The following is a 1498-nucleotide window of genomic DNA, read 5'->3' on the forward strand; positions in this document are numbered from 1 at the left end:
GGAAATATGATGTAATTGGCTTTAATGATAGTCAAGATCCTTGGGCAATGATACAAGAATCATTAGCAAAACGTAACATTACAGTAAACCGTATGGCGATCGAAAAAGAACATCTTCTTGTTGGCCGCTATGAAAGATTAGTACAACTTTTCCCTGGCGTACAATTCCTTGCAGCTGAGGAAAAATTACATGACTTACGTTTAATTAAAGATAGTGAAGAAATTCGTCGTATGCAGGTTGCTGCTGAAGCTGCTGACATGGCTTGCCAAATTATTGTTGATCGTATTGCTGAAGGCAAAACTGAAATGGATTTAATTGCTGAAATGGAATACGAAATGAAGAAAAAAGGTATTTCTAAAACTTCATTTAGCACTTTAATTTTAACTGGTGCAAACTCTGCGTTACCACATGGAAATCCAGGTACAAACCCAATTAAAAGAGGTGATTTCGTTCTTATGGATTTAGGTTTTATCGTTGATGGATATTGCTCAGATATTACTCGTACAGTAATGTTTGGTCAACCAAATGAGCAACAACGAGAAATTTATGAAACCGTTTTAAAAGGTCAACTTGCTGCAATCGAAGTAAGTAAACCAGGCGAAGTATTAGGAAATGTTGATCGCGCTGCTCGTCAAATCATCACAGACGCTGGATATGGCGAATATTTCGTTCACCGTATTGGTCACGGTTTAGGTATCGGTATCCACGATTACCCATCAGTAAATGATTCAAATACTGGTATTATTAAAACTGGTATGTCATATACAATTGAGCCAGGAATCTATGTACCAAATGTTGGTGGAGTTCGTATTGAAGATGATATCGTTATTACAGAAACAGGTGCAATGACATTAACGAAGTTCCCTAAAGAATTAATCATCCTATAATATGAATCAAGACGGCTTAATAAATATTCGACAAGTACTTCCCTCAGACATCCCTATTATGCATAAATGGGAATGTGATGATGAGATTGGTAAGCTTGTAGGAATAGAAAAACCACGTTCTTTAGTTGAAATGGTCAAAGGCTATGAAAAATATTTTGACGGACTTAAACCTAATCTCCACTTGTTCACAATCGAATACAATGGTATTTGTGTTGGAAGAATTGAATTAGGAAATCTTGATCCAGAGAATAATCATGCCGCTTTTGGAATCGTAGTTGGAGATCAATCAATGCAGAATAAAGGAATTGGTTCATTTGCATTAAACTATCTACTAAATTATGCTTTTAATGAATTAAAACTTATAAAAATATATGGTGAAGTATACGAATATAATAACGCTTCACAAAAATTCCTTACAAAATTAGGCTTTCATTTAGATGGTATATTGCGCAAGCATGAGTTTTTCAAAGGCGCTCATCGTGATATGTATCAATATAGCATGTTGAAAGAAGAATATAATTTGAGTCAGGTTTAAATACCAAATAAAAAACCCTTTTTTCATTAATTGAAGAAAGGGTTTTCAGAGTGTTAAAATATAAAATCGTCAATAG

The 1498-nt window shown here is 34.4% G+C and carries 2 protein-coding genes; both read left to right on the top strand.

Annotated features, from left to right (window positions below):
- A partial coding sequence (locus tag CN514_RS16685) for an aminopeptidase P family protein (RefSeq protein ID WP_141529402.1) occupies positions 1-887 on the top strand: 887 nt, incomplete at its 5' end.
- 1 nt (position 888) lies between these two features.
- Positions 889-1422: a GNAT family N-acetyltransferase gene (locus tag CN514_RS16690; RefSeq protein WP_098233558.1), complete on the top strand. Its 534-nt coding sequence runs from the start codon at positions 889-891 to the stop codon at positions 1420-1422.
- The last annotated feature ends 76 nt before the right edge of the window (positions 1423-1498 follow it).

It is taken from the genome of Bacillus sp. AFS001701 (genome assembly GCF_002559405.1).
Classification (GTDB): Bacteria; Bacillota; Bacilli; order Bacillales; family Bacillaceae_G; genus Gottfriedia.